Origin of the sequence: Methanofollis sp. (assembly GCF_028702905.1) — an archaeon.
In the GTDB taxonomy this organism is placed as follows: domain Archaea; phylum Halobacteriota; class Methanomicrobia; order Methanomicrobiales; family Methanofollaceae; genus Methanofollis.
In genome coordinates, this window is record NZ_JAQVNX010000119.1 from 1 (window position 1) to 5,622 (window position 5,622).

5 protein-coding genes are annotated in these 5,622 nt (G+C 62.5%); 2 read left to right on the plus strand and 3 right to left on the minus strand.

The window, feature by feature from the left end; translation table 11 throughout:
* Together PHP59_RS11035 and PHP59_RS11040 are read left to right on the plus strand one after the other, a co-directional pair.
* A partial coding sequence (locus PHP59_RS11035) for an HAD-IC family P-type ATPase (protein ID WP_300166914.1) occupies positions 1 to 2,055 on the plus strand: 2,055 nt, incomplete at its 5' end.
* A gap of 133 nt (positions 2,056 to 2,188) precedes the next feature.
* Positions 2,189 to 3,118 carry a cation diffusion facilitator family transporter gene (locus PHP59_RS11040; RefSeq protein WP_300166916.1) on the plus strand — a complete coding sequence of 310 codons (930 nt, stop codon included), beginning with the start codon at positions 2,189 to 2,191 and terminating at the stop codon, positions 3,116 to 3,118.
* 35 nt (positions 3,119 to 3,153) lie between these two features.
* Here PHP59_RS11040 and PHP59_RS11045 read toward each other — a convergent pair whose 3' ends face one another.
* From PHP59_RS11045 to PHP59_RS11055, 3 genes are all read right to left on the minus strand, one after another.
* Positions 3,154 to 3,471: a DUF2769 domain-containing protein gene (locus tag PHP59_RS11045; RefSeq protein ID WP_300166918.1), complete on the minus strand. Its 318-nt coding sequence runs from the start codon at positions 3,469 to 3,471 to the stop codon at positions 3,154 to 3,156.
* An 81-nt stretch (positions 3,472 to 3,552) separates the two neighbouring features.
* Positions 3,553 to 4,029 carry a chemotaxis protein CheW gene (locus PHP59_RS11050; RefSeq protein ID WP_300166919.1) on the minus strand — a complete coding sequence of 159 codons (477 nt, stop codon included), beginning with the start codon at positions 4,027 to 4,029 and terminating at the stop codon, positions 3,553 to 3,555.
* Between the two features lie 10 nt (positions 4,030 to 4,039).
* Positions 4,040 to 5,622 (minus strand): methyl-accepting chemotaxis protein (locus tag PHP59_RS11055; RefSeq protein ID WP_300166920.1); only part of this gene is annotated, 1,583 nt, incomplete at its 5' end.

Consider the following 5,622-nt stretch of genomic DNA (forward strand, 5'->3'; position numbering starts at 1 on the left):
GTCGTATCCGGGCGGGGGAGCGGGGTCGTCGTCGCCACAGGCAGGCAGACCGAGGTCGGGAAGATCGCAACGACTCTCTCCGCGATGGAGATGACGAAACCCCCCCTCCTCATCAGGATGGAGCAGTTCTCCCGCTGGGTGGGGGTGCTCGTCGTCGGGGCGAGTGCCGTCCTCGGCGTGGCCGCCCTCCTCCGGGGCATCGAACCGGTCGAGGTCTTTTTCCTGGCCGTCGCCCTCGCGGTCTCCGCGATCCCTGAGGGCCTGCCCGTGGCGATCACCGTCGCCCTCTCCCTTGGCGTCAGCAGGATTGCGACGCGCAACGTCGTCGTCAGGAACCTGGCGGCGGTCGAGGGCCTGGGGAGTTGCACCTGCATCGCCAGCGACAAGACAGGGACGCTCACGGTCAACGAGCAGACCCTGACGCAGATCGTCCTCCCTGACAGACGACGCTATACGGTCCTCGGCGAGGGCTACCGCGGCGAAGGCCGGGTCGTTGCGGCGGACGGTCCGCCTCCTGCAGAGGCGGACTATCTCAGACTGCAGGGGATGATCCGGGCGGCCGTCCTCTGCAGCGAGGCGGTGCTCGTGCGACGGGACGGGGACTGGGAGCACTACGGCGACGCCATCGACGTGGCATTCCTTGCCGCCGCCTACAAACTTGGCCTCTCCCCGGAGACCGTCCGGAGGGAAGAGGCCATCCTGGCCGAGATCCCCTTCGAGCCAGAGCGGAGATATGCGGCCGCGTTCTACCGGGAGGGGGTGCGTGTCCTCGTCGCCATGAAAGGCGCCCCTGAGGTGGTGATCCCGCGCTGCCCGACCGCCCCGCACGGGGCCGCGGAGGAGGCCGCCCTCCTTGCTGCACGGGGCTTCCGGGTCATCGCCGTCGCTTCCGGCGAGATCGTGGGCGGCGTGGACCTCCCCTTCGACGAGGGGGACATTCCCCCTCTCCTCTTTCTCGGCCTCGCCTGCTTCATCGACCCCCTCAGGCACGACGCGGCGGGGGCGGTGGAGACCTGCAGGCAGGCCGGGATCAGGGTGGTGATGGTCACCGGCGACCACCCGGCGACGGCCCTGGCAATCGCGCGTGACCTCGGGATTGCATTGTCTGAAGACGACCTCGTCACCGGGAAGGACCTGGCAGGGGCCGGCGCCCCGGACAGTCAGGCATTCCGCGATCTTGTCGGAAAGGCGCATGTCTTCTCCCGCGTCGCCCCCCTCCAGAAGTCAGCCATTGTGGAAGGGCTCCAGGGGGGCGGGCACTATGTCGCCGTGACCGGCGACGGCGTGAACGACGCACCGGCCCTCAGGCGGGCGAACATCGGTGTCGCCATGGGCTCGGGGACAGACCTCGCGAAGGACACCGCCTCGATCATCATCACCGACGACTCCTTCTCCTCGATCGTGGCCGGGGTCGAGGGCGGTCGGGCGACCTATGACAATATCAGGAAGGTCACCTATCTCCTCATCTCCACCGGGGCCGCCGAGGTGCTCCTCTTCACCCTTGCTCTCCTTGCCGGCCTGCCTCTCCCCCTCCTTGCCGTGCAACTCCTCTGGCTGAACCTGGTGACAAACGGTATCCAGGATGTCGCCCTCGCCTTCGAGGGCGGCGAGCCCGACGTGATGGGGCGGCGGCCGCGGCTCCCCGGGGAAGGGGTCTTCAACCGTCTGATGGTCGAGGAGACCCTTGTCTCGGGCTCGTACATCGGCATCACCGCGTTCCTTCTCTGGGCCTGGCTGATCGGCGGCGGGTGGGGGGAGGACGCAGCGCGAAACGTCCTCCTCCTCTTCATGGTCCTGATGGAGAATGCCCATGCCTTCAACTGCCGTTCTGAATGCCGGTCTGTCTTTCGCATCCCTATCGGGAGGAATCCGTTCCTTATCGTCGGCGTGATGGCGGCGCAAGGCATCCATATTCTTGCGGTGCAGGTTCCGGTGATGCAGGGCGTCCTTGGTGTCGCCCCCGTCTCTCTCCCCCTCTGGCTCACCCTGCTTACGATAGCCCTCTCTCTGGTCTTTGTTATGGAAGTCTACAAGTACCTCTGCCGGAAACGGTGACCTGCCCTCCGCGCCACCGGATCACAAACCCTATCCCGATTGAGCGCAAATCGTAAAAGTTATCGACGGGCGGCATATCCGCCCTCATGCTGTTGGTGATATCATTCGGAGAGAACCTGAATCTGCGGATGTCGTGAAGCAGAAGACCGCACGCCTCTCGGTCGTTTCGAACACACTCCTGGTGGTGACAAAACTCGCCGTAGGGTGTGCGATCGGATCGGTCGGCATCATCTCCGAGGCGATCCACTCCGGGATCGACCTTGTGGCCGCGGGTATTGCCTTCCTATCCATAAGAAAGGCGTCAGAGCCCGCTGACGCCTGCCACCGTTTCGGCCACGGGAAATACGAGGACTTTTCCGGCCTCATCGAGGCAATCCTCATCTTCGTGGCGGCCGCTCTCATCATCAGGGAGGCGGCGGGCACGCTTATCTCCGGAAACGAAGGGCTTGCGATGGATGCCCTCGGATTCGGTATGGCCGTGATGCTCCTCTCGGCCGGCGTGAACTGGTACGTCTCTTCCCGCCTGATGCGGGCGGCGAAGGAGACCGAGTCGATCGCCCTCGAAAGCGATGCATGGCACCTGCGGACCGACGTGTACACCTCCCTTGCCATGCTTGCCGGGCTTGTAGCCATCAGGCTTACCGGCCTTGTCGTCCTCGACGCCGTCTTCGCCCTCGGCGTCGCGGTGATCATCATGAAGGCAGCCTTTGACCTGACGCGGCGGGCCTTCTCCGACCTCACCGACCATGCCCTCCCGCCCGAGGAGGAGGAGCGGATCCGGCAGATCATCTGTGACCATTCCTCGGATGTGGTGGACTTCCACGCCCTCCGGACGCGGCGGGCCGGTTCGGAGCGCTTCATCGACCTCCACCTCGTCGTCTCGCGGGCCGATAGTCTCCAGACAGCCTATGACCTGGTGAAACATATCGAGTCCGACATCAGGCTCGAGTTTCCCCGGGCCAATGTCTCTATCCGGGTCGAGCCCTGTGCCGAGCAGTGCACGGCCTGCCCCTCGATCTGTCACTCCGGCAAGGAGGAACCGGACCGGCGGCACGGCGCATGAAAAAAGTTTGAATGGTCTGGATCAGAGATGGTCGTTCAGACCATCTTCGTCCCCCAGACCGTGTGTTCGTACCGCTGCGCCTTCTCCGCGCCCCGCGTGCAGAAGAAAGTGTACTTCAGCCCCATATCCCGTGCAACCGGGCATGTCGGGCAGATGCACCTCTTCTCGTCGCTGATGCACATGAAACTCTTGCCTGTGGTGCAGAAAAGGAGTTCCTGTCCCTCCTTTGCACACCGGTTGTACGATGGGCATGACGGGCAGGTGCACATCGATTTCAACTTCTCAACTGCCGCCTGAACGTCTTCAGGCGTCATATCCTTCATTGCCTGGACTTTTTCTTCAAAGGTGTCCATCTCGTCTCCCCCGGCAAGAGGGGGTACACACGATATAAAAAGATGTCTCCGGAAAAAAAAGGAGGGAGTTGCCGCGCGCCTTCAGGCCCCGTGCAGGCCGGTGAGGTCTTCAAGGACCTTTGCCACGTCGATCCAGATCACAAGACCGGTCGCCTCGGTCTCGCCGTTCTTATTCTCACGTGTCTTGATGATCCCTTTCACATAGGCCTCGTGGCAGAGGCCTGCGTCCATCTTCTCCACGTCGGCCTCAGTGACCTGCATCACGGCGCTGACATCGTCAACGATGATCCCGAGGTTTGAACCGCCGGTCGCTTCCGAAACGAGGACGATGATCTTCCTGTTCTCTGTCTCGGACCTGGTCTGGACGTTGAGGAGGGTGGCAAGGTCGATGATGTTCGTGATCTCGCCCCTCAGGTTGATGACGCCGGCGATGTGGGAGGGCGCCCTGGGCACGGGAGTGATCGGGATCATCTCCACGATCTCCCGTGCTAGGTGGATATCGAGGGCATAATACTCGCCGCCGAGTTCGAATTTCACCACGTCTACTGTTTCTGCCATGTTCTGACCCTCAGAGGGTGAATTTGTCGAGTCTCTTCTTCAGGTTGTCGGCGAGGCCGGCCATCTCCTGGGCACCGCCTCCGACCTCCTGGGCCGAGGCGCTGACCTCCTCGGTGAGGGCGGCCATGTTCTCGATGCCCTTGATGTTCTGCTGGATCTCTGCCCTGTTCCGCTCCATCGCCTCCATCACGCGGTTGGTGGCGCTGGCCTGGTCTTCGGTGGCCTTCGCGATCTCGCCGATGTTCTGGTTCGCCTCTTTCGACGCCTTTGCGATGGTGTTCAACGCCTCGATGGCCTTTTCCACGCTCGAGATCCCGGAATTGATCTCGCTGTAGGCCGACTCCATGTTCTCTGCGGTCTTGTCTGTGGTGGTCTGGATGGTGGAGATGAGGTTCTCGATATCGTTTGTCGCCTTCTTCGACTCGCCGGCGAGGTTCCGCACCTCGCCCGCGACGACGGCGAAGCCGCGGCCGTGCTCGCCCGCCCGTGCCGCCTCGATCGCGGCGTTGAGGGCGAGGAGGTTGGTCTGGTTCGAGATATCGTTGATGAGCTTCACGATCTTGCTGATCTCCTGCATCTGTTCGTTGAGCCGGGTGATCTCCTCGACGCTCTTTCTCGCGATCCCCTCGACGCCCCGCATCTTCCCTGAGGCCTCCTTGCCCAGGATCTCTGCCTGGTCGCCGAGTTCGGACGCTTCGCCGGTCTTCTGGAGGACATCCTGCGAGGTGCTCGCGATCTCCTCCACGGAGGCAGAGAGGTCTGACAACGTCCGTGCGATCTCCTCGATGTTCTCCAGGCTCTTCCGTGACCCTTCCGCGGACTTCTGGCTTGTCGTTGCGACCTGCTCGATCGCCTTCGCGATGTCCTCGGCGCTCCGGCTCGTCTCTTTCGTCCCGTCGTCGACCTGCCGTGCGACCGTGGTGATCTCCGTCAGTGTCTCCTTCAGCGACTCCCGTGCCTGGCGGTAGTTCAGTTTAAGTTCCTTGAGTACGTCGTCGTCCCTGATCTTTACAATAGCGGTGAGGTCGCCGGCGGCCATGGTGTCCATCGCCTGCCGCATCTCCTCGGCGCTCTCCGCAAGGAGGCGGGCCTCTTCCTGGGCCCTCTTCTCCTGCTGCTTCATCTCGGTGATATCCTGGACGATCTCGATGTGGCCGATATTCTCGCCTCTCTCATCCTTCAGGTAGGCGATGTCGAGCTGGAAACTTGCGCCGTCCTTCTCGAAGAGGGTCGTGATCTCGTCCTTCCCGCTCTGGCGGAGTTTCACGATGCCACAGTCCTTATTGTTGCAGAGGGGCCCCTTTGTCGCCTGGCAGGAGATGCCGCAGTCTTTCACGCGGTCCCTGTTCCACTGGGACTCGAAGGCTCGGTTCATGAAGGTCCACTTCATGTTCATGTCGGTGACCGAGATCGGGAAGGGTATCCTGTCCAGGATGGACTCATACCATTCTGCCTTCTCTTTTGCGTCGCGGACCAACTGTTCGACCTCCTTCTTCTCCTCCTCTACTTCGGTCCTGTCCATGCAGACCTGGAGGATAGACTGGAGTTTTCCGTCTTCGTCCAGGAAGGGGATGTTATGGAGGTCTATGGTCT

Bases quoted from the DNA above. Each gene is read 5' to 3' on its own strand.
- PHP59_RS11045 (WP_300166918.1), bottom strand. From the start codon at position 3,471: ATGGACACCTTTGAAGAAAAAGTCCAGGCAATGAAGGATATGACGCCT.
- PHP59_RS11050 (WP_300166919.1), bottom strand. From the start codon at position 4,029: ATGGCAGAAACAGTAGACGTGGTGAAATTCGAACTCGGCGGCGAGTAT.